The sequence below is a fragment of the Belnapia moabensis DSM 16746 genome (assembly GCF_000745835.1).
Classification (GTDB): Bacteria; Pseudomonadota; Alphaproteobacteria; order Acetobacterales; family Acetobacteraceae; genus Belnapia; species Belnapia moabensis.
Genome location: NZ_JQKB01000068.1, coordinates 1 through 23146, shown reverse-complemented (window position 1 = coordinate 23146; position 23146 = coordinate 1). Strand labels below are relative to the sequence as shown.

The 23146-nt window shown below is 71.4% G+C and carries 25 protein-coding genes; 12 read left to right on the top strand and 13 right to left on the bottom strand.

All coding sequences use genetic code 11. The features are described 5' to 3' along the window. From EP26_RS24485 to EP26_RS24470, 4 genes are all read right to left on the bottom strand, one after another. The coding region (locus EP26_RS24485) for a helix-turn-helix domain-containing protein (RefSeq protein ID WP_043342489.1) at positions 1–220 on the bottom strand (220 nt) is incomplete at its 3' end. Positions 221–314: 94 nt separating this feature from the next. Then, the gene (locus tag EP26_RS24480) at positions 315–845 is read right to left on the bottom strand and encodes a TspO/MBR family protein (RefSeq protein ID WP_052389628.1); all 531 of its coding nucleotides are present in this window, start codon (positions 843–845) and stop codon (positions 315–317) included. 57 nt (positions 846–902) lie between these two features. Further along, a complete protein-coding gene (locus tag EP26_RS24475) occupies positions 903–2249 on the bottom strand; it encodes a glutamate--cysteine ligase (RefSeq protein WP_043342487.1) in 1347 nt (448 codons plus the stop codon). A gap of 12 nt (positions 2250–2261) precedes the next feature. Further along, on the bottom strand, positions 2262–3068 hold the full coding sequence (locus EP26_RS24470; protein WP_245624506.1) for a 16S rRNA (uracil(1498)-N(3))-methyltransferase: 807 nt from the start codon (positions 3066–3068) through the stop codon (positions 2262–2264). Between EP26_RS24470 and ubiA the strand changes: the two genes are divergently transcribed. From ubiA to EP26_RS24455, 3 genes are read left to right on the top strand one after another with little or no spacing between them, the layout of a single operon-like run. Further along, positions 3067–3966 carry a 4-hydroxybenzoate octaprenyltransferase gene (ubiA, locus tag EP26_RS24465; RefSeq protein WP_043342486.1) on the top strand — a complete coding sequence of 300 codons (900 nt, stop codon included), beginning with the start codon at positions 3067–3069 and terminating at the stop codon, positions 3964–3966. The genes EP26_RS24470 and ubiA overlap by 2 nt on opposite strands. Then, positions 3963–4607, top strand: a complete 645-nt coding sequence (locus EP26_RS24460; protein WP_043342485.1) for a class I SAM-dependent methyltransferase — start codon at positions 3963–3965, stop codon at positions 4605–4607. The genes ubiA and EP26_RS24460 overlap by 4 nt, the downstream gene beginning before the upstream one ends. 7 nt (positions 4608–4614) lie before the next feature. Next, the gene (locus tag EP26_RS24455; RefSeq protein ID WP_043342484.1) at positions 4615–5037 is read left to right on the top strand and encodes a hypothetical protein; all 423 of its coding nucleotides are present in this window, start codon (positions 4615–4617) and stop codon (positions 5035–5037) included. Here the strand turns inward: EP26_RS24455 and EP26_RS24450 are convergent. The 5 genes from EP26_RS24450 to EP26_RS24430 all read right to left on the bottom strand — a co-directional run bounded on the left by EP26_RS24450 (position 5012) and on the right by EP26_RS24430 (position 9741). Continuing rightward, positions 5012–6322 carry a hypothetical protein gene (locus EP26_RS24450; RefSeq protein WP_245624505.1) on the bottom strand — a complete coding sequence of 437 codons (1311 nt, stop codon included), beginning with the start codon at positions 6320–6322 and terminating at the stop codon, positions 5012–5014. The genes EP26_RS24455 and EP26_RS24450 overlap by 26 nt on opposite strands. A 58-nt stretch (positions 6323–6380) precedes the next feature. Further along, positions 6381–7175: an ABC transporter ATP-binding protein gene (locus EP26_RS24445; RefSeq protein WP_043342482.1), complete on the bottom strand. Its 795-nt coding sequence runs from the start codon at positions 7173–7175 to the stop codon at positions 6381–6383. Further along, a complete protein-coding gene (locus EP26_RS24440) occupies positions 7176–7949 on the bottom strand; it encodes an ABC transporter permease (RefSeq protein ID WP_043342481.1) in 774 nt (257 codons plus the stop codon). Continuing rightward, positions 7949–8899, bottom strand: a complete 951-nt coding sequence (locus tag EP26_RS24435) for an ABC transporter substrate-binding protein (RefSeq protein WP_052389627.1) — start codon at positions 8897–8899, stop codon at positions 7949–7951. Before EP26_RS24435 ends, EP26_RS24440 begins: the two co-directional genes overlap by 1 nt. A gap of 92 nt (positions 8900–8991) precedes the next feature. After that, positions 8992–9741 (bottom strand): SDR family NAD(P)-dependent oxidoreductase, encoded by a 750-nt coding sequence (locus EP26_RS24430; RefSeq protein ID WP_043342479.1) that lies wholly within the window; start codon positions 9739–9741, stop codon positions 8992–8994. A 146-nt stretch (positions 9742–9887) separates the two neighbouring features. On the opposite strand from EP26_RS24430, the gene EP26_RS24425 reads away from it, so the two are divergent. The 3 genes from EP26_RS24425 (at position 9888) to EP26_RS24415 (ending at position 12617) form a co-directional block, all read left to right on the top strand. After that, positions 9888–10868 carry a cyclase family protein gene (locus tag EP26_RS24425; protein WP_043342477.1) on the top strand — a complete coding sequence of 327 codons (981 nt, stop codon included), beginning with the start codon at positions 9888–9890 and terminating at the stop codon, positions 10866–10868. A gap of 19 nt (positions 10869–10887) precedes the next feature. Further along, positions 10888–11958, top strand: coding sequence for a C-terminal binding protein (locus tag EP26_RS24420; protein WP_245624504.1), 1071 nt, complete (start codon positions 10888–10890; stop codon positions 11956–11958). Positions 11959–12059: 101 nt separating this feature from the next. Further along, entirely contained in the window at positions 12060–12617 is a 558-nt protein-coding gene (locus EP26_RS24415) for a RidA family protein (protein WP_245624503.1), read from the top strand. Between the two features lie 114 nt (positions 12618–12731). Here the strand turns inward: EP26_RS24415 and EP26_RS24410 are convergent, their stop codons facing one another. Further along, a complete protein-coding gene (locus EP26_RS24410) occupies positions 12732–14141 on the bottom strand; it encodes an MATE family efflux transporter (RefSeq protein WP_157033738.1) in 1410 nt (469 codons plus the stop codon). 129 nt (positions 14142–14270) lie between these two features. On the opposite strand from EP26_RS24410, the gene EP26_RS24405 reads away from it, so the two are divergent. From EP26_RS24405 to EP26_RS24380, 6 genes are all read left to right on the top strand, one after another. Next, entirely contained in the window at positions 14271–15317 is a 1047-nt protein-coding gene (locus EP26_RS24405; protein ID WP_052389626.1) for an alpha/beta hydrolase, read from the top strand. A 10-nt stretch (positions 15318–15327) separates the two neighbouring features. Continuing rightward, the gene (locus tag EP26_RS24400; RefSeq protein ID WP_052389625.1) at positions 15328–15633 is read left to right on the top strand and encodes a hypothetical protein; all 306 of its coding nucleotides are present in this window, start codon (positions 15328–15330) and stop codon (positions 15631–15633) included. 63 nt (positions 15634–15696) lie between these two features. Beyond that, on the top strand, positions 15697–17487 hold the full coding sequence (locus tag EP26_RS24395; RefSeq protein WP_043342474.1) for an IlvD/Edd family dehydratase: 1791 nt from the start codon (positions 15697–15699) through the stop codon (positions 17485–17487). Positions 17488–17614: 127 nt separating this feature from the next. After that, on the top strand, positions 17615–17863 hold the full coding sequence (locus EP26_RS24390) for a hypothetical protein (protein WP_043342473.1): 249 nt from the start codon (positions 17615–17617) through the stop codon (positions 17861–17863). A 68-nt stretch (positions 17864–17931) separates the two neighbouring features. Then, positions 17932–18681: an SDR family oxidoreductase gene (locus EP26_RS24385; RefSeq protein ID WP_043342472.1), complete on the top strand. Its 750-nt coding sequence runs from the start codon at positions 17932–17934 to the stop codon at positions 18679–18681. A gap of 18 nt (positions 18682–18699) precedes the next feature. After that, entirely contained in the window at positions 18700–19551 is an 852-nt protein-coding gene (locus EP26_RS24380; RefSeq protein ID WP_043342471.1) for a fumarylacetoacetate hydrolase family protein, read from the top strand. On the opposite strand, the gene EP26_RS24375 is transcribed toward EP26_RS24380, so the two are convergent. The 3 genes from EP26_RS24375 to EP26_RS24365 form a co-directional block, all read right to left on the bottom strand. Further along, positions 19539–20516, bottom strand: a complete 978-nt coding sequence (locus tag EP26_RS24375; protein ID WP_211259540.1) for a 2-hydroxyacid dehydrogenase — start codon at positions 20514–20516, stop codon at positions 19539–19541. The genes EP26_RS24380 and EP26_RS24375 overlap by 13 nt on opposite strands. A gap of 73 nt (positions 20517–20589) precedes the next feature. Then, a complete protein-coding gene (locus EP26_RS32390) occupies positions 20590–22377 on the bottom strand; it encodes an ATP-binding protein (protein ID WP_052389624.1) in 1788 nt (595 codons plus the stop codon). 96 nt (positions 22378–22473) lie between these two features. Next, the coding region (locus tag EP26_RS24365) for an IS5/IS1182 family transposase (RefSeq protein ID WP_052388956.1) at positions 22474–23146 on the bottom strand (673 nt) is incomplete at its 5' end.

The window sequence follows — 23146 nt, the reverse complement described above, 5'->3', positions numbered from 1 at the left end:
TCACCAGGCCTGCCAACCCCTCGGCGTTGTAACGGTGCACCCAATCGCGCAGGGTCTGCCGGTCCATGCCGCAGGTTGCGGCCGCGTCCGTGCGCGACTGCCCTTCCAGTACCAAGGCAAGAGCCAGCATGCGTCGCGCTGCGTTCGCGTCCCGACTGCGAGCTGCAGCCTGCCTCAGGGCATCCGCCGACAAGTCCTGCCGCGTGATCACCACCGCCATCGCAAGCCTCCCGAATCGAACCCCCGGGAGACAGCGAATCACGCCCGCCGCAAACCGCGGATCACATGCGAGTCAGTGACCATGGCGGTTGGTATCAGCGGTTCCGCCGCCACAACTCCTCGCTGAGCAGCGCCGCGAAGCCGACCCAGGCAGCATAGGGCGCCGCCATCCAGCCCGCCGGCGGGTCCACCCGCCGCGCCGCCTCGACATAGGCTGCGGCATTGGCCACCGTCACCACCGCCTCGACCGTCGCCGCCCCAAGCCGCCGCTCGCCGAAGCCGAGCCAGAGCCAGAGCGCGTTCAGCACCTGGATGCCGAACCAGTGGCCGAGCGCCCGCTCCCGCGCCGGGCTGCGCGGCGCAGTCCAGATTCGCAGCCCGGAGAGCGTCAGCAACGCATAGAGCGGCCCCCAGATGGCGAAGACCGGATCGGGCGGGTTGAAGGGCGGCTTCTCCAGCCGCTCATAGTCCCGCCGGATGCGCCCATGCACCGGCGAAGGCGAGTAGCGCGCCGAGACCAGCGCCGAGGCCAGCACCGCGCCGCCCGTCACCAGCAGGCCGAGGCCGATATCCCGCTCGCGCCCGCCTCGCGGTACCGCAGCGCGCCGTATCAGGGACCCGTCCATCGCCCGCGCCTCCCGCCTGTCAGAGCGGAAACCGCAATCGGTCAGGCGGGTTCCGCCTCAAATCTCCGCATGCAGCAGCGCCCGCGCTGCATCGCCGCTCCAGGCCCGCTCGTAGAGGTGCAGCAGCCGGTCCGCCTGGGTCAGGCCGCTCTCGGCGATCTCGTCGAGTGGGGCCAGGTAGACCTCCTCGCCGAGCCCCCGCGCCCGCAGCCCGTCCCGCGCGATGGCGAGCACGTCGAGCGCCACCTCCCGCACGCGCCGCCCGCGGATGCTGGCCGTCAGCGCCTCGCGCGGCACCGCCGCCCGCAGCGCGCGGATCTCGGCGAGGCTCCACTCGCGGATCAGCGCCGCCGCCGCCTTCTGCGCCGAATCGTCATAGAGCAGCCCGACCCAGAGCGCCGCCTGCGCCACGATCATCCCCGGCCCGCCGACATCGGAACCGCGCATCTCAAGGAAGCGCTTGAGCCGCACATCCGTGAAGGCGGTCGTCACATGGTCGGCGAAATCGCCGATCGTCGCCCGCTCGCCGGGCAGGATGCCGAGCCTGCCCTCGAGGAAGTCGCGGAAGCTGGCCCCCGCTGCATCCAGCCAACGCCCCTCGCGCATGACGAAATACATCGGCACGTCGAGCAGCCATTCGGCGAAGCGTTCGAAGCCGAAGCCCTGCTCGAAGACCACGCCGGGGATGCCGGTGCGCGCCCCGTCGGTGTCCGTCCAGACCTGCGCCCGCATGCTGCGGAAGCCGTTCGGCCGCCCTTCGGTGAAAGGCGAGTTGGCGAAGAGCGCCGTCGCCACCGGCTGCAAGGCGAGGCTGACGCGCAGCTTCTCGACCATGTCGGACTCATCACCATAGTCGAGATTGGCCTGCACCGTGCAGGTCCGCTGCATCATGTCGAGGCCGAGCGAGCCCACCGTCGGCATGTAGCGCCGCATGATGGCGTAGCGGCCTTTGGGCATCCACGGCATCTCGGCGCGTGAATGCGTCGGGTGGAAGCCGAGCGCGGCGAAGCCGACGCCCATCGGCCCGGCCACCTGATGCACCTCGCGCAGATGCGCCTCGAGCTCCAGATGCGTCGCATGCAGGTCGGCCTGCAACCCGCCCGACAGCTCCAGCTGCCCCGCCGGCTCCAGGCTGATCGATGCCCCGCCGCGCTTCAGCCCGATCGGCTTGCCGTCATCGAGGATCGGCTCCCAGCCGAGCGCCGCCAGCCCCTCGAGGATGGCGCGGATGCCGCCCTCTCCCTCATAGCCGGGAGTAACGAAACCGGTTCGAGTGAAGCCGAATTTCTCGTGCTCCGTCCCCACCGTCCATTGGCCGCGCGGCTTGCAGCCGGCGGCGAACCATTCGGCCAGCTGCCGCCGGTCGGTGATGGGCGTCAGATCCGCTTCGCCAGGATTGGACATCCTCGCCTTCCGTCATGTCCCGGCCCGGGCGGAGTTGCCCAATGCCCCATCGCCAATGGAAATCGGTTGATCGTCCCAGTCGCCGGCCAGCGCCTGGAGAAGCGCCAGCCCCGCAACCGCCGCCGTCTCCGCCCGCAGGATGCGGGGGCCGAGGCTGGCTGTCGAAACAAAGGCGCGCCGCGCCAGATCGTCAAGCTCCACCCGTTCGAACCCGCCCTCCGGCCCGACGAGCCACGCCCAGGGAGCGTACAACCCCTGGGCGACACGACCGAGCGACGGGCTTTCCCGTCGCTCGGCGCCGACGAGCAGGGGTATCCCATCCCATGCATCAAGCACCGCGGGCAAGGGGCGGGCCGGCTCGACCCTGGGCAGGCCGAGCCGCTCGCACTGCTCCGCCGCCTCCTGAGCGATCGCGGCTAACCGTGTTGTGTTCACCCGGTCCGCCACGCTCCGCCGCGTGAGCACCGGCTGGATCAGGCCGATGCCGAGCTCCGTCGCCTTCTCCACCACCCATTCCATGGCGTCGCGCTTGAGGGCGGCGACCAGCAGCCTTGTATCGGCCTGCGGCGCCTGGGGCCGCGCCTGCCGCTCCGGGGCCAGGGTGCAGCGGTCCTTGCGGATGGCGGCGATGCGCCCCTGCCACTCGCCGTCGCGCCCGTTGAACAGCAGCACGGCATCGCCCGGCCCGCGCCGCATGACGCTGCCGAGATAGTGCGCCTGGCCCGGCGTGGCGGGCACCTCGCGCCCGGCCTCAAGCGGTTGGTCGAGATAAAGCCGCGGGATGGACATGGCGCCCTTTCGCTGGAACAGAGGGCGCATGCAAGGCTTCACCGATATCGAGGCGCAGGGCTGGGTTGCCCGCCTGCCGCAGGGCTGGCGGCCCTATGCCTTGCTGGCCCGCTTCGACCGGCCGATCGGCTCCTGGCTGCTCTTCCTGCCCGGCCTCTGGGCCTTCGCCCTTGCCGCGCCCGGCTGGACGGAGGGGTTGCGCCTCACGCTTCTCTTCGGCATCGGCGCCGTCGCCATGCGCGGCGCCGGCTGCGTGGTAAACGACCTCTGGGACCGCGACATCGACCGCCGGGTGGAGCGCACCCGCGGCCGGCCCCTCGCCGCCGGCACGGTGACGCCCTTCCAGGCCCTGGTCTTCCTCGCGGCGCTCTGCTGCATCGGCCTCGCCGTGCTGCTGCAGCTGAACGGCACCGCGATCCTGCTCGGGGTCTGCTCGCTGCTGCCGATCCTTCTCTACCCGCTGGCCAAGCGGGTGACGAACTGGCCGCAGGCGATGCTCGGCCTCACCTTCTCCTGGGCGGCGCCGGAGGGCATCGCCGCCGCGACCGGGCGCGTGGATGCGGTGGCGCTGATCCTCTGGGCCGCCGCCTTCTGCTGGATCCTGGGCTACGACACGATCTATGCCCATCAGGACCGCGAGGACGACGCCATGGTCGGCATCGGCAGCACCGCGCTGCGCTGGGGCGAGCGGACGCGGCCCTTCCTCGCCGCCTGCTACGCCGCGATGCTCGTCCTGCTGGCGCTGGCCGGCTGGGTCGGCGGCCTCGCCTGGTACTACCTCCCTGCCCTGCTCCTGCCCGCCGCGCTGCTGGCCCGTCAGATCGTCCGACTCGACATCCACGACCCGGCGCTCTGCCTCCGCCTGTTCAAGGCGAACCGCGAGGCCGGGCTCGCCGTGGCCCTCGCCTTCCTGATCGGCCGGTTGTGAGCGGCACCGAGGTCTTCCTCCGCGCTCACACCGCCATCGCCGCCCCGGCCCTGGTGCCAGAAATCCGCCTCCACCTCGCAACCGAGATCACGCCGATCTGGCAGGCAACCGAGGCCTGGCTGGCACAGGAGGGCATCGAGCCGCCCTTCTGGGCCTTCGCCTGGCCCGGTAGCCAGGCCATGGCCCGGCTGATCCTCGACGCGCCGGCGCACGCCGCCGGCCGCCGCGTGCTGGATTTCGCCGCCGGCTGCGGCCTCGCCGCCATCGCCGCGGTGCGGGCCGGCGCGGCGCTGGTCGAGGCGGCGGAGATCGACCCGATCGCCATCGCCGCCATCCGGCTGAACGCCGCGCTCAACGGCGCCGCCGTCACGCCGCTCGACGGCGACGTGGTCGGCGCCCCCTGCCGCTGGGACCTCATCCTTGCCGGGGATGTCTGCTACGAGGCGCCGATGACGGCCCATATCCTCCCCTGGCTCCGCGCCATGGCGGCGGCCGGGGCGGAGGTCTGGCTCGCCGATCCCGGCCGGGCCTATGTGCCGCGCGAGGGGCTGGCGGAGATAGCGCGCTTCGCCGTCCCGGTAACGCGGGAGCTCGAGGACCGCGACACGCGCGAGGTGACTATCGCCCGCCTGTTGCCCTGATCCGGCCATGAGTGGGGCCCAGCATGGCGCGATGGTCCGCCTCCTCCTGCTGCTCCTGCTCCTCGCCACCGGTGCCGCCGCGCAGACCGAGCGCTTCTATGACGCGCAGGGGCGCTCCACCGGCCGGGCCGAGACGCGCAACGGGGTCACCCGATTCTACGATGCGCAGGGCCGCAGCACCGGCCGCGCCGAGACCAGCGGCGGGGCCATCCGCTTCTACGATGCCCGGGGCCGCAGCGCCGGCCGCAGCGAGAACGGCCGCAGCTACGACGCCATGGGCCGCTCGACCGGCCGGGCCGAGACCCATGGCGGCACGACCCGCCTCTACGATGCGCAAGGACGCAGCACCGGCCGGATCGAGGACCGGGGCGGCAGCTGGCGGTCCTATGACGCCGAGGGCCGCGCTACCGGGCGGGCCGATCGGCGGTAGCGACCTCCAGGAACCGGATCAGCGCCGCCATCGCCGCCGGGTCGCCGAGGCGCTGCACCGGCATGGTCGTCCCCGGCGTCACCACATCCGGCCCACGGGTGAAGAGGTCGGCCACCGTCTCCGGCGTCCAGGTGATGTCGCCCCGCGCCAGGCGCGGCGAATAGGGATAGCCCGGCAGGCTGCCCATCCGCCGGCCGAAGATCCCGTGCAGGCTCGGCCCCGCCATCGGCCCCGAATCGGCCGAAAGCGCATGGCAGGCCCGGCAGGCACCGAAGACCCGCGCTCCCTCTGCATCGGCCCCCGCCGGCAACGCCTCCTCGGCCGCCGGGGCAAGCGGCCCGAGCGGCGCCCCGCTCGCCGCATCCCAGCGCCGCACCACCCGGTCCTGCCCGCCGGTCCAGAGCGTCCGCCCATCCGCGGCGAAGGCGACCGACCAGACCGGCAGGCCAGGACCCTCCAGCGTGGCCAGCAGCCGCCCTTCGCCCAGCGACCAGAGCGTGACGGAGCCCCCGAGCGAGGCCGCCGCCAGCCGCCCGCCACCCGTGGACAGCGCCACCACCGGCCGGCTACCCGCCGCCAGCTCCCGCAGCGTGCCATCGGCCCCGATCAACCGCACGACACCATCCGCCCCGCCCGCCGCCAGCGCCCCATCCGGCAGCGCCACCAGCGCATGCTGCGGTAGGCCGAATTCGGCGAGCACCTGCCCGCCCTGCCCGTCCCAGGCCCGCACCGCCCCGTCATAGCCGGCGCTGGCCCACCGCGTGCCGGTCCAGGCGATGCCATTGACCGGCCCCTGATGCCCTTTCAGCACCCGCGTCGTGCCATCCGCGGACCAGAGCCGAACCGTCCCATCCCAACCGGCGCTGCCGAGCATCCCATCCGGCCCCGTCGCCAGCGCCGCGACCGGCGCCTTGTGCCCTTCGAGCACCCGCCCCGGCTCCGCCGCCCCTCCCGGCGGCCAGAGGGCGATCCGCCCATCCTCTCCCGCGCTGGCGAAGCCACCCCTTGGCAGCGCGACGAGGGCATTCACCGCCCCGCCATGCCAGCGCATCACCCACCGGGCCTGGCCATGCTCCGCATCCCAAAGGATCACCGCTTGGTCGAAGCCGGCCGAAACCAACCCCTCCGGCACCACCGCCAGCGCCCGAATCGGTCCGCCATGCCCGCGCAGCTCCTGCGCCCCGGCGCCGAAGCCGAGCGCCAGCAGCGCCGCCGCCAGCCAAACCCTCATGGCAGACCGACCACCGCCACGCGGAAGCGCCGCATCGCCGAATGACAGCATCATGCACTCCCCGTCCCGGCCTCGCGGGGATCAACGTCCGATCGGGCGCGAGGGTCGAGGGCTACCCGGCTGCCGCGATCGCCTTCCGCACCTCGTCCCGGATCTCGCCCATCAGCCGCGCCTTGAGCGCACCGAATTCCGGTGTCGTCTTCATCCTCCAGTCGCGCGGATAGGCCAGCGGCACCGGCACCTCCGCCTTCACCCGTCCCGGCCGGGCCGACATCACCAGCACCCGGTTGGCGAGGAAGATCGCCTCGTCGATGTCATGGGTGACGAAGAGCACCGTCTTCCGGTCCGCCTCCCAGATTTCCAGCAGCAGCTCCTGCATCAGCTCCCGCGTCTGGTGATCGAGCGCGCCGAAGGGCTCGTCGAGCAGCAGGATCTCCGGGTCATTGGCGAGCGCCCGCGCCAGCGCCGTCCGCTGCTGCATCCCGCCCGAGAGCTGCCGCGGCCAGTGGTTCTCGAAGCCGCGGAGCCCGGTGCGGGCGATGAAGCGTGCCGCGATCTCCGCCTGCTGCGCCTCCGGCAGGCCACGCTCGCGCAACCCGTAGCGAATATTCCCCTCGACCGTCAGCCAGGGAAACAGCGTGTAGGACTGGAAGACCATCCCCCGGTCCGGCCCCGGCGCCGTGACGGTGATACCATCCAGCAGCACCCGCCCCGCAGTCGGCTGATCGAGCCCGGCGACGATCCGCAGCAGTGTCGACTTCCCGCAGCCCGAAGGCCCGAGAATGGCGACGAATTCCCCCGGCGCCACGGAAAGCTCGGTCGGCTGCAAGGCCAGCGTCGGCGCCCCGCCTCGTTGGCCGGGGAAGCTCCGCGTCACGCCCTCGATGCGCAAGGTCTTGGCCGACATCTACAGCACCGCCCAGGGAAACAGCCGCCGGTTCGCCGCCTTGAACAGCAGGTCCGTCACCAGCCCGATGATGCCGATCACGGCGATGCCGAAGATCATCTGCCCGGTATCCAGCAGCCGCTGGCTGTCCATGATCATGTGGCCGATGCCGCTGGTCGCGCCGATCAGCTCGGCGACGATCACATAGGTCCAGGCCCAGCCGAGCACGAGGCGCAGCGTTTCCGCGATCTGCGGCGCCGCCGCCGGGATCACCACCCGCCGGAGGATCGCCAGCCGCCCCGATCCCAGCGTCCGCGCCGCCTCAACGAGGTCCGGCCGCGTCGCCCCCGCCACGCCCGCCACCATGATGACGAGTTGGAAGACGCTGCCGATGACGATGACGGAGAGCTTCTGCGCCTCCCCCACCCCCGCCCAGAGGATCAGCAGCGGGATGAAGGCCGAGGCCGGCAGGTAGCGCGCGAAGGAAAGGAACGGCTCGAAGAAGGCCTCGATCGGCTTGAAGGCGCCCATCAGCAGCCCGAGCGGCACGGCGACGGCGGCGGCGATGAGGAAGCCCCCCACCACCCGCCAGATCGTCACCGCGATGTCGCCGAGGAAGCCGAACTCCGTCAGCAGCGACCAGCCCGCCAGCAACGTCCTGCCGGGCGAGGCGAGGAAGAGCGGCGGCACCCAGCCGCCATAGGTCGCCGCCGCCCAGGCCGCGATGAAGACAGCAAAAAAGCCCGCCCCCAGCACGACCCGGGTGGCGGGCGAGACCGGCTTGAGCGGTTCCATCAACCGAGGAATTGCGTATCGAGCAGCTTCGCCAGGTCGACATTGCCGCGGACGACGCCCGTCTCCTTCTGCACCTCGAGCGCCTTCCGCTGGAACTCCGGCAGGCCGGCGGCGACATAGGCCTTGTTCATCACCTGGTCCTGCCACTCGATGTACTGGGCGCTCGCCTTGAAGGCCTCGCCCGTCTGGTTCACGCGGCGGCCCATGATCTCGAAGCTGCGGTCCGGCTCCGCCTTGATCATGGCGAGCGCGTCGTACCAGCTCTTCACCACCCGCCGCACCGCCTCGGGGTTCGCCTGGATGAAGGCCGGCTGGAAGGCGAGGGTGTCGACCACGCAGGGGTGCTGCACCGTCGTCGCCAGAATGCGCCCCTTGTCCTCGCCCATGCCGCGGACCTGGGAGAGATAGGGCTCATAGGTCGAGCAGCCGTCGAACTGCCCGGCGACGAAGGCCTGCGCCGCCGGCTGCGGCGCCAAGGTCGCCGTGGTGACGTCTTTGATCGAGACGCCGTTCTCCCGCATCATATAGGCGAGGACGAAATAGGGCGTCGTCCCCGCCCCGTCGACCGCGATGGTCTTCCCCTTCAGCCCCGCCCAGCCGCCGATATTCGGCCGCACCGCCACGCCGTCGCCGCCCTTCGAGCGGTCGAGCACCAGCACCTGCACCAGAGGCGCCGCGCTCGCCCAGAGGATCATGGTATCGACCGTCGTCACCACGCAATTCAGCGCGCCGGAGACGAGAGCCAGGTTGCGCTCCCGCTGGGGAACGAACTTGGTCTCCACCTCGAGCCCGTTCGCCTTGAACAGCCCGGCCTGCTCGGCCAGCGTCAGCGGCGCGAAGCCGGTCCAGCCGGACATGCCGATGGTGATCTTCGGGAAGCTCTGCGCGCGGACAAGGGCGGGCGCGGCAAGGCTGGCGGCGGAAGCGGCCAGGAGGCTGCGGCGAAGCATCGACAGGAATCTCCCTCGGGTCGGCGGAGAAGCTATCGAACCATCCCGCGGGCGCAAGGCTTTCTTGCGCCGCAGCAATCAAGCCGATGGCGTCAGGCCGTGATCCCTCCATCCACATGGATCACCTGCCCCGTGATGTAGCCGGCGGCCGGCGAGGCGAGGAAGGCGATGGCCGCCGCCACATCCGCCGGCTCCCCCAGGCGCTTGAGCGGGATGCGGGCGATGCGCTCCTCGAAGGCCTTGGGGTCGAGCGCCGCATGCGCCCCCGAATCCTTCCGCGTGAAGCCCGGCGCCACCGCATTCACCGTCACCGTCGGCGCCCATTCGATGGCGAGCGCCCGCACCAGCGCCTCCAGCGCCGCCTTGGCCGCGGCGGAGGCGGGGAAGAGCGGCTGCTCCAGCCGGAAGACATGGGCGACGAAGGAGGAGACCGCGACCAGCCGCGGCGCCCGCCCCCGCGCCAGATGCGGCCCCGCCGCCCGCGCCAGCCGCAGGAAGGCCAGGGCGATCGCGTCATGGCTCGTGGCGAAGGCGGCGTCCGTCAGCGCCCCAACCGGCGTCCGGTCGGCAAACCCGGCATTGGAGACGAGCACGTCGAGCCCGCCCATCCGCCCGGCGGCCTCCTCCACCAGCGCCTCCGGCGCCCCGGCCTCGGCGAGGTCGGCCAGCAGCACATGCGCCTCGGCCCCCTGCGTCCGGACCTCGGCCGCGACCCGCTCCGCTCCCTCGCGGTTCTTCCGCGTATGCACCACCAGCGCAGCACCGGGAGCGGCGAGCGCCCGGCAGGCGGCGGCCCCGATGCCGCTGGCTGCGCCGGTGATCAGGTAATGCCGCTCGGCCATGCTCCGCCCCTTCTGCCCGCCGCCATCATGCGACCGCCCGCGCGCCGGCGGAAGCCGCGCGCCAACTTGGCGTCGGCGGAGAGGCCATGCCAGCATCCACCAGGCGACAGCGAGCGCCCGGACGACAACGACATCGGAGAGACGCCATGAAGACCCTGTCACGCCGCGGCATATTCGGCGCCTTGGGATGCCTCTGCGGCACCCATCTCGGGCTGCAGGCCACACCGGTCCAGGCCCAGACCGGCTGGCTGCCCCCCGCCCCCGCCGACCGCTGCCCCAGCCGCTGGGGCCCGAACGACCGGCGCGGCGCCATGAACTTGATGACGCCGGACCGCGCCAAGCGCGCCGCCGGGTTGATCCGCACCGGCGAGATCGTCGAGCTGGGCCAGACGCTGTCGCAGCAGATGCCCTTCTTCGGCACCCGCCGCTTCGACCAGCACCTGAAGCAGATGTTCATGAACCCCGAGGCCAATCGCCGCGGCTCGAACGAGGAGGTGGTGGTGGCCGAGATCGGCCAGGTCGGCACCCAGCTCGACATGTTCCCGCACCAGACGATCGGTGACGAGACCTACAACTGCGTCAAGGTGCCGGGCATTTCCTCGCGCGGCGGCTTCACCGAGATGGGCGTCGATACCGTCGGCACCATCTTCACCCGCGGCGTGCTGCTGGACATCGCCGCGCTCAAGGGCGTGCCGGTGCTAGGCGATACCTACGAGATCACCGTCGCCGATATCGAGCAGGCGCAGCAACGGCAGAACATCCGCATCGAGGAGGGCGATGCCGTGCTCTTCCACACCGGCTGGGGCACGCTCTGGGCGCGCGACAACGCGCGCTACGTCCGGTCCTGCCCGGGCATCGGCATCGCTGCGGCGCAATACGTGATCCAGCGGAACCCGATCCTGATGGGCGCCGACAACTGGCCGGTGGAGGTCTCGCCAAACTCTGACCGCAACATCAGCCTGCCGGTGCACCAGATCGCGCTCGTGGTGAACGGCGTGCACCTGCTCGAGAACATGAAGCTCGACACCCTGGCCCAGCGCGGGCAGGGCGAGTTCGCACTCATGGTGCAGCCGCTGAAGATCAAGGGCGGCAGCGGCAGCACCGTCGCGCCCAGCGCGCTTTTCTGAGCCTGCCGCCGGGGGCGGGTTGCCGGCCCGCCCCCGGCCCGTCATCCTCCGCCGCCTTGCCATCCAGGAGGAAACACGCGTGGTGCTGACGGTGCTCGAGCCCGAGGGGCTGTACCCGGATACCATCCCCGAACAGGAGATCCTCGGCCCCGGCGTCCGCATCATCCGCGGCAACGCCAGGTCCAGCATCGCCGAGCTGCCCGACGAGATGCTCGCCGAGGTGGACGGGCTGATGACGCTCCGCATGTGGGTCCCGGCCGAGCAGATCGCCCGCTTCCCGAAGCTGAAGGTCATCGTCCGCATGGGCGTCGGCTATGACCGCGTGGACCGCGCCGCCGCCGCCGCCCGCGGCATCACCGTCTGCAACCTTCCCGACTACGGCACGCAGGAGGTCGCGGAATTCGCCGTCCTCCTCGCCCTCTCGCTGCGCCGCGGCCTCATCCTCTACCACGACACCCAGCGCGGCCCGGCCCCGGCGCCATGGGCGGTGATGCAATCCCCGCTGCACCGCCGGCAGGAGGTGCAGACCTTCGGCATCCTCGGCCTCGGCCGCATCGGCTCGGCGGCGGCGCTGCGGGCCAAGGCCTTCGGCTACCGCGTCGTCTTCTACGACCCGAACCAGCCGAACGGATGGGACCGCGCGCTCGGCATCCAGCGCGTCCGCAGCATGGACGAGCTGCTGGCCCAATCCGACGTGCTCTCCATCCACTGCCCGCTGACCCGCGCGACGCGCGGCCTGATCGGCGAGCGGGAGCTGCGCCTGCTGCCGAAGAACGCCGTGGTGGTGAACACCGCCCGCGGCCCCATCCTCGACATCGACGCACTGGAGCGGGTCCTCCGCGACGGCCACCTCGCCGGCGCCGGCCTCGACGTCATCCCGGAGGAGCCGCCGGTGGAGCCCATCCCCTCCCTGCTCCGCGCCTACCGCGCCGGGGAGGAGTGGCTGCGCGGCCGACTCGTCATCACCCCGCACATCGCCTTCCACACGCCGGAGGCCTGGCGCGACATCCGCATCAAGAGCATCGAGACGATGCGCGATGTGCTGGTCGAGGGCCGCAGCACCAACGTCATCCCGCCTGGGAGCGAATAAGGCCCGCGGCCCCCGTTCTGCTTGAACTGCTCCAGGCACTGCATGCATCCTGGCAGTGCCGCCCATGGCCCAAGGGCGGATCAGGCGGAGGTGAATGTGCCATGCAAAGGCTCGATCGCCGATCGGTTCTCGCCTTCGGAATGGCGGCATCGGCGGCCGCCTTGGCGCCACGCCGTGCCCTCGCCCAGGCCCCTGCGGCGGGGTCCGCCGAACAGCGGCTCCGGGAACGCGGCATAGAGTTGCCCAGGTCGAACGCCCCTGTCGCCAACTACGTCCCGGCCGTGCGGACCGGAAACCTGGTCTACCTCGCCGGCACGGGCCCTTTCAGGCCCGACGGCACCTTCGCCACCGGCAAAGTCGGGAAGGATGTATCGGTGGAGGAGGCGTACCAGCATGCGCGCCTCACCGGCCTGGTGCTGCTGTCCGCCCTGCGCGGGGCAGTGGGCAGCCTCGACGCCGTGACCCGGGTGGTGAAGGTGCTCGGGATGGTGAACGCGGTGCCGGAGTTCACGGACCATCCGAAGGTCATCAACGGCTGCTCGGACCTGTTCGTGGAGATCTTCGGCGATCGCGAGCGACACGCACGCTCGGCCGTCGGGATGGGATCCCTGCCCTTCGGCATCAGCGTCGAGATCGAGGCGATCCTCGAGGTCGCCTGAGGCAGATCCCTGCTCGGACCTCCGAGCAGAGTCCATTGGCAGCCATTGGGCTAGGCCAAGCACGAGAAGGGCAAGGCAGCCACGCATGGACCGGGCCCTGCGAAGGGGCCCGCCTCATGCGCCGGCGAAGGCCTCTTCATCGCGCGACGCGACGGACAGCCGCCGCCAGCGCAGCAGCAGCAGCCCGGCGACCAACCCGACGCCGGCCGCGAGCCCCAGCCATATTCCCGCCGGCCCCACCCCCGCCCAGACCGCGAGGCCGAGCCCGACCGGCATCCCCACCCCCCAATAGCCGAGCGCCGCCATCAGCATCGGCACCTGCGTATCCTTCAGCCCGCGCAGCGCCCCGGCGGCCACGACCTGCACGCCATCGGTCAGCTGGAACAGCCCGGCGATGGTCAGCAGCCCCGCCGCCATGGCAGCCACCGCCGCGGCCTGAGGCTCCGCCACATCGAGGAAGGCCCAGGCGATCGGCCGCGCCCCGAGCACGAACAGCGCCGCCATCACCAGCATGAAGCCGGCCCCCAGGCCGATCGCCACCCATCCGGCCCGCCAGGCCCCGGCCGCATCCCCCCGCCCGGCCATGATGCCGACCCGCGCCGTCGCCGCCTGGCCGATCCCCATCGGCACCATGAAGCTGAGCGCCGAGACCTGCAACGCGATCGCATGCGCCGCGACGGCAACGGCGCCGAACCACCCCATCGCCAGCGCCGCCGCGCTGAACACGCCGACCTCCATCAGCATCTGCCCGCTGATCGGCAGGCCGATGCGGAAGACCTCCCGCAGCCGCGGCCAGTCGATCCGCCAGAAGCGCCCGAGCAGCCGGAAGCGCCTGAGCCGCCGGTCCCGCGCGATCAGCACGAGCAGCGCCCCCAGCATCAGCAGATCGGCCAGCGCGCTGGCCAGCCCTGCCCCGACCACCCCGAGCCCCGGCCACCCATAGGCGCCGAAGACCAGCAGCCAGGCGAGCGGCGCATTGACGATGACCGCCGCCCCCGTCACCCAGAGCGCCGGCCCCGGCCGGTCCATGGCGGCCAGGAAGCCGCGCAGCACGATGAAGCCGGAGAAGGGCACCAGCCCCCACATCATCGCCCGCAGATAGGCCCCGGCGCCCGCCGCCAGCGCCGGCTCCTGCCCGAGCGCCAGCAGCACCGCCTCGCCATGCCAGAGCAGCAGCAGCGAGGGGATGAGGAGGATGAAGGTCGCCACCAGCGCGCTCCGCGCCCCCCGCCGCATCTCCCGCACCCAGCCGCGCGCGGCTCCGCCCCGCCGCTGGCCCATGCCGCGCGCCTGCGCCATCACCGGCGCGGCGGCGAAGGCCACGCCGAGCGCCGGCGCCATCATCAGCCAGTAGAGGTTGGCCCCAAGCGTCCCCGACGCCAGCGCCTCGGTCGAGAACCAGCCGAGGATCAGCGCATGCGTCGCCGCCATTGCATGCTGGCTGAGATTGGTGAGCGCCAGCGGCCAGGCCAGCCCGATCGTCGCCCATGCCTCGTCCCACCAGCCGAGGCCCCGTGTTTCCATCCCCATCATGGCCGGGGGTGTAGCCTGTCCCGCCCGGCTTGGCATGTGACCTTCCGCTCCTGGGATGGTGGAAAGCGGCGGCATCCGCGCTAGGCTGGCATCAAACAGCCATCCAGCGAGGAAGACCCAATGCACCGCCGCGCGATGCTCGCCGCCCCCCCTGCCCTCGCCGCCGCCTCCCTCCTGCCGGTCGCGGCCGGGGCCCAGGGCGCCGCGGTGCAGACCGAGGAGTTCATGGTCCCCTCCAAGGATGCGGGGATCGAGCTCTTCCTCCGCAACAAGCACCAGGAAGGCCTGCAGCCGCGCCCGGACCGCACGCTGCTCTTCGTCCACGGCGCGACCTACCCGGCGAGCACCGCCTTCGACCTGCCCCTCGGCGGCCTTTCCTGGATGGACTACATCGCCGGCCGCGGCTTCGATGTCTGGTGCCTCGACCTGCGCGGCTATGGCCGCAGCACCCGCCCGCCGGAGATGGCGCAGCCGCCCGAGGCCAACCAGCCCCTCGTCCGCGGCGAAACCGCTGTCGCCGATATCGCCGCCGCCGCCGCCTTCATCCGCCAGCGCCGCGGCCTGCCGAAAATCGTCCATATGGGCTGGTCCTGGGGCACGAGCCTGATGGCCCGCTTCACGGCCGACAACCCCTCCCTCGTCGAGCGCCTCGTCCTCTTCGCCCCGCAATGGCTGCGCGACGGGCCGAGCCCGGCCGCCGCCGGCACCTCCGGCGAGCTCGGCGCCTACCGCTACGTGACCCAGGCCCAGGCCCGCGAGCGCTGGGTGAATGGCGTGTCGGAGGCCAAGCGCGCCGCCCTCATCCCGCCCGGCTGGTTCGAGCATTGGGCTGGCGTCACCTTCGCCACCGACCCGGAGGGCCAGCGCCGCAACCCGCCCGCCTTGCGCGCCCCGAACGGCGTATTGCTCGACAGCCGCGAATTTTGGCAGGCCGGCAAGCCCTTCTACGACCCCTCGAAGATCACCGTACCGACCCTGCTCGTCGTCGCGGAGTGGGACCGCGACACCCCGCCCGCCATGGCCAACACCCTCTTCCCGCTGCTGACCGCGAGTCCTGGCAAGCGCCTGGTCCAGCTCGCCGAGGGGACCCACAGCATCGTCATGGAGCGCAACCGCGGGGCGCTCTTCCAGGCGGTGCAGGTCTTCCTCGAAGAAGCCATCGCCTGACGGAGCCGCCATGCGCCTGCCCCTCGCCGCCCTCGCCTGCCTCCTGGCCTTCCCGGCGACAGCCCAGGAGGCCTCCGTCCGCATCACCAACCGCGGCGCCCGCGCCATCAACGAGATCTATGTCGCCTCGGCCGCGGTGAATGCCTGGGGCGAGGACCGGCTTGGCAGCAAGACCCTCGGCAACGGCGCCAGCCACCTCGTCGCCCTGCCCCCTGGCCAATGCGTGAACGACATCCGCATCGTCCTCGACGGAGGCGAGGCGATGGAGCGCCGTCGGGTCAATACCTGTGCCCAGGGCGACCTCGTCTTTCCGTAACGGCACGCATCGTTGACAGGGAAGGTCCGCGGCACGACGTTCACGGCAGCGGGAGTAATCGCCATGGCCAGTTCCGACCAGACCAAGAAGTCCTTCAAGCTGCGCAGCCAGCGCTGGTTCGACGACCCGGAGGACCCGGGCATGACCGCGCTCTATGTCGAGCGCTTCCTCAATTTCGGCATGACCCGTGGCGAGCTGCAATCCGGCAAGCCGATCATCGGCATCGCCCAGACCGGCAGCGACATCGCCCCCTGCAACCGCCACCACCTGGCGCTGGCCGAGCGCGTCAAGGCCGGCATCCGCGACGCCGGCGGCATCCCGCTCGAATTCCCGATCCACCCGATCCAGGAAACCGGCAAGCGCCCGACCGCGGCGCTCGACCGCAACCTCGCCTATCTCTCGCTCGTCGAGATCCTGCACGGCTACCCGATCGACGGCGTGGTGCTCACCGCCGGCTGCGACAAGACGACGCCCGCCGTGCTGATGGGCGCGGCGACGGTCAACATCCCCGCCATCGTCCTCTCCGGCGGCCCGATGCTCGACGGCCACTGGAAGGGGCGCCTCACGGGCAGCGGCACCATCGTCTGGGAAGGCCGCAAGCTGCTGGCCGAGGGCAAGATCGACTATGACGGGTTCATGGAGCTGGTCGCCAGCAGCTCCACCAGCGTCGGCCACTGCAACACCATGGGCACGGCGCTGTCGATGAACTCGCTGGCCGAGGCGCTCGGCATGTCGCTGCCCGGCTGCGCCGCCATCCCCGGCCCCTATCGCGAGCGCGGCCAGATCGCGCACGCGACGGGCAAGCGTATCGTCGAGATGGTGCACGAGAACCTGCGCCCCTCCGACATCATGACGCGCGAGGCCTTCGAGAACTCGATCGTCGCCGCCTCCGCCCTCGGCGCCTCCACCAACTGCCCGCCGCATATCCTCGCCATCGCCCGCCACATGGGCGTCGAGCTGAAGATCGAGGACTGGGACCGCATCGGCCACGACATCCCGCTGCTGGTCGATTGCCAGCCAGCCGGACGCTTCCTCGGCGAGGCCTTCCACCGCGCCGGCGGCGTGCCCGCGGTGATGAAGGAGCTGCTGAACGCCGGCAAGCTGCATGGCGGCGTGATGACCGTCACCGGCCGCAGCCTCGCCTCCAACCTCGAGACGTTGGAGGAGCCGGACCGCGAGGTCATCCGCCACTACAGCGTGCCGCTGAAGGAGAAGGCCGGCTTCGCCATCCTGTCGGGCAACATCTTCGACAGCGCCGTCATGAAGATCAGCGTGATCGACAAGGCCTTCCGCAACCGCTTCCTGTCGAACCCACCGGGCGTCTTCACCGGCAAGGTCGTCGTCTTCGAGGGGCCGGAGGACTACCACGACCGCATCGAGGACCCCTCGCTCGGCATCGACGAGCACACCGTTCTCGTCATCCGCAATTGCGGCCCGGTCGGCTACCCGGGCAGCGCCGAGGTGGTGAACATGCAGCCCCCCGCGGCGCTGCTGAAGGCCGGCATCGACAGCCTGCCGACCATGGGCGACGGGCGGCAGAGCGGCACCTCGGCCAGCCCCTCCATCCTCAACGTCTCGCCCGAGGCGGCGGTGGGTGGCGGCCTCGCCCTGCTGAAGTCGGGCGACCCGATCCGCATCGACCTCAACACCCGCAAGGTCGACCTGCTGATCCCCGAGGAGGAGCTCGCCGCCCGCCGCGCTGCCTGGCAGCCGCCCAAGCTGGTCAACAAGACGCCGTGGGAGGAGATCCAGCGCAGCATGGTCGGCCAGCTCGGCACCGGCGGCTGCCTGGAGCCGGCGACGCTCTATCTCGACGTGCTCAACACGCGCGGCGAGAGCCGCCACAACCACTGATCTGTTCGGGCCATATCCATTCCGTGGATATGGCCCATCCATCCTTTGCCATTTGCGCTGCGGCGCAACAGCCCTATCTCTCTCCGCAACGGGTGGCCACCGCGCCGCCCATTGAGGAGAGACTTCCATGCGCAACCCCATGATGCCGCTTGCCGCCGCGCTGCTGCTCGGCCTGGCTGCGCCTGCCCTGGCGCAGCAGGCCCCGGCCGAGAGCACCGCGGCCCGGACACTGGCGCAGAATGCCCGCGTCTCCGTCTACCAGAGCACGCCCACCGAGGCAGCCCGGGTGCCCGATGCCGCGCCTTCCGTGGCGGTCACCTATTCCCGCAACCCGCCGGCCCGGCGCCTCGCCATCGCCAGCAACCAGACCCGCTGACCCGCCCCCCCGGGTTGACGCCAGCCGCCCGGCCGTGATCATGACCCCCAGAATACGGGGGACGGATCATGGCGGGCAGGCTGGCGGGCAAGCGGTGCTTCGTGACGGCGGCAGGCCAGGGCATCGGCCGGGCCTCCGCCCTCGCCTATGCGGCGGAAGGCGCCAGCGTCGTCGCCACCGATCTGAATGCCGAGAAGCTCGCCGGTCTTGAGGCCGCAGGCATTGAGACCATGGCGCTCGACGTCCTCGACGACGCCGCCGTCGCTGCCGCCATCCGGCAGGCCGGCCCGCTCGACGTGCTGTTCAACTGCGCCGGCTTCGTCCACCAGAACACCATCGAGACCTGCACCGATGACGAGTGGGATTTCGGCTTCGCGCTGAATGTCCGCTCCATGTGGCAGACGATCCGCGCCGCGCTGCCGGGGATGCTCGGCCGCGGCGGCGGGGTGATCGTCAACATGTCCTCGGCCTGCTCCTCGGTGAAGGGCGCGCCCAACCGCTTCCTCTACGGCACCACCAAGGCCGCGGTGATCGGGCTGACCAAGTCCGTCGCGACCGAGTACGTGACGCGCGGCATCCGCTGCAACTGCCTCTGCCCCGGCACGGTGGACACGCCGAGCCTCGGCGAGCGCATCTCCGCCAACGCCGCCGCCGCCGGCAGCGAGGAGGCGGCCCGCGCCGCCTTCGTCTCCCGCCAGGCTATGGGCCGCCTCGCCACCGCAGAGGAGATGGCGGCCCTCGTCGTCTACCTCTCCGCCCCCGAGAGCACCTTCGTCACCGGCCAAGCCATCGTCATCGATGGCGGCTGGACGCTGTAAATACCAGGAGACGCATCCATGAAACTGCTGCGCTACGGCCCCCCGGGCCAGGAAAAACCGGGCCTGCTCGACGCCTCGGGCACCATCCGCGACCTCTCGGGCATCATCCCCGACCTCTCCGGCGAGGCGCTCTCCGCCGCGAGCCTGTCGAAGCTCGCCGGCATCGACCCCTCGACCCTGCCCGCCGTGCCGGGCAACCCGCGCCTCGGCCCGCCGGTGACGGGGATGAAGAACCTCATCTGCATCGGCCTCAACTACGCCGACCACGCCGCCGAGACCGGCGCGCCGGTGCCGAAGGAGCCGATCGTCTTCCTCAAGTCGCTCGGCGCCCTCAGCGGCCCGAATGACGACGTCATCATCCCCCGCGACAGCGTGAAGACCGACTGGGAGGTCGAGCTCTGCATCGTCATCGGCAGCAAGGCCAAGTGCGTGAGCGAGGACCAGGCTCTCGACCACGTCGCCGGCTATGCCGTGGGCAACGACGTCTCCGAGCGCGAGTGGCAGATCGAGCGCGGCGGCGCCTGGGACAAGGGCAAGGGCTGCGACACCTTCGGCCCGGTCGGTCCCTGGCTCGTCACCAAGGATGAGGTGCCGGACCCGCAGAACCTCAGCATGTTCCTTGATGTCGACGGCAAGCGCATGCAGGACGGCAGCACGCGCACCATGATCTTCGGGGTGAAGACCATCGTCTCCTACGTCTCGGGCATGATCACCCTGCACCCGGGCGACGTGATCTTCACCGGCACGCCACCCGGCGTCGGCCTCGGCCAGAAGCCCTCGCCGATCTTCCTCAAGGCCGGGCAAACCATGACGCTCGGCATCGAGGGCCTCGGCGAGCAGACGCAGAAGACCGTCGCCTACGAGGGCTGAGCCAGCTCGGGGATGACCCAGAGGGGGGTATCCCCGCGCGCCACGCGCTGGCAGTTGTCGAAGGCGTTGCGGAAGCGGGCCTGCTGGTTGTCCCAGGTCGGGCCCGCGAAATGCGGCGTCAGCACCACGTTCTTCAGACGGAAAAGCGGGTTGTCCGCCGCCGGCGGCTCCTGGTCGAAGACATCGAGCCCGGCGCCGGCGATGGTGCCGCCCTCGAGTGCCGCCGTCAGCGCCACCTCGTCCACCACCGGGCCGCGGCAGGTGTTGATGAGATAGGCCGAGGGCTTCATCCGCGCGAGTTCCGCCGCGCCGATCATGTGACGGCTGGCGGGCGTCAGCGGCACGTGCAGCGAGACGATGTCGCTGTTGCGCAGGATCTCGCCGAGGAGCTTGAAGCGGACGTCGAGCGCATCCTCCTCCGCCTCGGAGACGCGGCGGATGTCGTAATAGTGGACGGTCATGCCGAAGGCATTGGCCAGCCGCGCCACCTTCCTGCCGATGGCGCCGAGGCCGACGATGCCGAGGGTCTTGTCGCGCAGCTCGTAGAGCTTCACCTGGCTCGGGTCGTTGCCGCGCCAGCGGCCGGCGACGACATTCTCGTGCTGGGTGACGAGGCGGCGGCAGGCGGCGAGCATCAGCAGCAGCGCATGCTCGGCAACCGCGGTGGAGTTGGCGCCGCCATTGTTGCAGACGGGGATGCCCGCCGCGCGCGCCGCCTCGATGTCGACCGTGTCGTAGCCGGCCGAGAGCAGCTGGAAGAGCTTCAGCCGCGGCGCGGCCGCATAGAAGCCGGCATCGATGGCCTTGTTGCCGAAGCCGACCAGGTACTCCGCCTCTCCCGCTGCGGCCTTGAACTCCGGGCTGCCGAAGGGCGCCACCACCAGCTCCATATTGGAGGGCGCCAGCTCCCTCGCTATCTCGGCCGCGCTGAGCGCGCTGTCCATCATGAGGATGCGTGGCGGCATGCGGTCCCTCCCATCGGTATCCGGGAAGAGTGTCGCGGAACCGGGCATGCGCATAGGCCCGGCCTGGGCGGCATCAGGGGAACCTCCGCTCGGAGGCTGCCGTCACGCGCGCCAGCTCGGCGAGCAGGGCGGCACGCTCGATGGGCTTGGAGAGATGGCCGTCCATCCCGGCGGCGCGGCAGGCGGCCTGCTCGGCGGGGTCGACGCTGCCGGTCAGGGCGATGACCGGCAGGCGCGCGGCCTCGCCGCCGAGGGCGCGGAGCCGCCGCGTGGCGGCCAGCCCGTCGAGCGGCTCCATATGCACATCCATCAGCACCGCATCGGGCAGCGGGCCGGAGCGCAGGGCGTCGAGAGCGGCCTCGCCATCGGCGGCTTCCGCGACGCTGTGGCCGGCGGGCTCGAGCAGGGCGCGGGCGACCTTTCGGTTGACCAGCACGTCATCGACGACGAGCAGGCGAAGCGGGCGGGCAGGCTCGCGCGGCAGCTCGGGCGCGGGCAGGGTGAGGGTGAAGCGGGCGCCCACCCCCTCCGGGCCGCGGGCGTGGCCCAGCGTGCCGCCCATCGCCTGGGCCAGCGCGGCGCAGATGGCGAGGCCGAGGCCGGAGCCCTCCCCGGCGGCATTATGCCCCGCCCCCTGCACGAAGTCGCCGAAGAGGTTGGCCAGCACCTCGGCGGGCAGGCCGGGGCCGGTATCGGTGACGGCGAGGCGCAACTCCCCCGCTTCCCAGCCGGCCGAGAGGGTGATGCGGCCGCCGGGCGGGGTGAACTTGGTCGCGTTGCCGAGCAGGTTCATGGCGATCTGCCGCAGCCGCAGCGGGTCCGCGACGACCATGGCGGGGAGCGGCGTCTCGACCTCGAAGCGGAGGTCCTGCCCCTTCGCAGCGGCGGCCGCGACCAGGGCGAGGGTGGCGCGCAGGCTCTCCGGCAGGGCGATGGGCTCCGGCGCCAGGTCGAGCCGGCCGGCCTCGACGCGGGCAAGGTCGAGTGCGTCATTCACGATGGCGAGCAGATGGCTGCCGGCCTCGACCAGGAGACGGGCCTGTTCGCGCTGCACGGGGCCGAGGCTCGGGTCGCGGGCGAGGACCTGGGCCATGCCGTAGACCGCATTGAGCGGGGTGCGCAGCTCGTGGCTCATCCGGGCGAGGAAGCGGGACTTGTTGCGGTTGGCGGCATCGGCCTGGTCGCGAGCGGCGGTCAGCCGGGCGGTGGAGAGGCGCTCCGCCTGCTCGCGGATGATGGCGATCAGCATCACCACCATGCCGGCGAAGCAGGCGAGCATGATGACGGCCAGGATGTCCTTCCAGCGCGCGGCCGGCAGGGCGGAGGAGGGCACCGGGTCGAAGCCGATCGCGAAGGCGAGGATGACGCGGCTGAAGGAAATGGCGCCGAATATGCCGAAGATGCCGGCCAGCAGCCGGTGGGCGGGCAGCCGGTCGGCGCGCATCCCCCGGGTGAACTCCCAGGCGGCGAGAAGGGCGTAGAGACCGACGAGGGCCGAGACGAGGCTCACCCGCCAGGGGGTGTCGGCGACGATCCAGGGCAGCGGGGCGAGCCAAGCGAGGAGCCCAGCGAAGCGGGCGGCGGGGGGCACGCCCTGCCCCCGGAACTGCCGCGCGCCGGCCCAGAATCCGCTGAAGGCCTGGATCAGCACCGCATTGCTGGCGGCGATGCGGAGCCAGTCCGGCCAAGCCTCTGGCAGGACGCGCAGCGGCGCGCCGATGGCGATGAGGAGGCAGGCAAGGCTCCACTCCCGGAGGGCGAGCTGGCGCCGGTCCTGGCGCCAGAGCAGGCCGAGCAGGGAGGCGAAGACCAGGGCAAGCATGAAGGCCATGGCCAGCCGCGTGTTGGGCGGGAAGGTCATCGTCGGGGCGGAATGCCTGCTGGCCTTCTTGGCGCTTCGGATGGTTACGCGAGCGGTCAGATAGCCACGGCATGGCTCGCATATCAATGGTTGCCGTCATGCCGGCTCCATCCATCTGGGGATGCGGGCACGGCCTGCGACGAAGCGGTGCATGGAGTGCAGCGTGCGCCAGAGTTGCCTGGGCGGGTGCCAGGGGCGCTCCTGCATCGATTGGGCGAAGCGGTCGAAGACGGGTTGGTAGGTTTCGGACAAATCCGGGTCGGGGAGGAACTGGGATGGCGCGGGGAGCGCGGAGAAGAGGCGGAGGCGGCGGGCGAGGACGATGGCGTGGAGGCTGCCGCAGAGGCGGATGGCGCGGCGGAAGGCGCAGCAGATGCGGTGTGCGAGGGTGGCCAAGCGCTCCGGGTGGGCGGCGAGGGCGACGAGCAGGCGGGGCCAGAGGCCGGCGCGGGCCCAGCGTCGGTAGGAGCGGGAGACGGTGTCGGGCTTGCCGTGCTCGGGGGGCAGCAGGCGCCAGGGCGCGCGGCCGCCACGGTGCTTGGTGGTGGCCCAGCGGAAGATGGCGTCGAGCCGCTCGCGTGGGGTGCAGTCGAGGGGTCGGCCGCGCTCGGCCATGCCGCAGCCCATGGCGGCGAGGATGGGGGCGAGGGCGGCCCATTCGGCATCGGTCATGGGCGCCCAGGGTCGGGGCGGGGTGAGGCAGGTGAGCGGGTCGAGGTAGATGCGGCGGAGGATGTCGTGGCGGGTGAGGAAGTCGGCGGGGAAGAGG